This is a genomic window from Rhizobium sp. Leaf453, assembly GCF_001425605.1.
In the GTDB taxonomy this organism is placed as follows: Bacteria; Pseudomonadota; Alphaproteobacteria; order Rhizobiales; family Rhizobiaceae; genus Pararhizobium.
Genome location: NZ_LMRG01000012.1, coordinates 394,965 through 395,379 on the forward strand (window position 1 = coordinate 394,965; position 415 = coordinate 395,379).

General features: G+C 63.4%; 1 protein-coding gene. It reads left to right on the forward strand.

Annotated features, from left to right (window positions below; genetic code table 11):
- Positions 1 to 415 (forward strand): DDE-type integrase/transposase/recombinase (locus ASG68_RS32460; protein ID WP_244484243.1); only part of this gene is annotated, 415 nt, incomplete at both ends.

The window sequence follows — 415 nt, forward strand, 5'->3', positions numbered from 1 at the left end:
AAGGCCAACCTATGGCTATCGGCGGATCGCCGCGCTCCTCAATCGCGAAAGGCGAGCCGCCGACAAGCCTGTCGTCAACGCCAAGCGGGTTCATCGCATCATGGGCAACCACGCCATGTTGCTGGAGAAGCATACGGCCGTTCGCAAGGGCCGCCTCCACGACGGCAAGGTGATGGTCATGCGCTCGAACTTGCGCTGGTGCTCCGACGGTCTGGAGTTCACCTGCTGGAACGGCGAGGTCATCCGTCTCGCCTTCATCATCGACGCCTTCGACCGGGAGATCATCGCCTGGACGGCGGTCGCCAACGCGGGCATCTCCGGCTCGGACGTGCGCGACATGATGCTGGAGGCGGTCGAGAAGCGGTTCACAGCAACGAGAGCCCCGCACGCAATCGAGCATCTCTCGGACAATGGA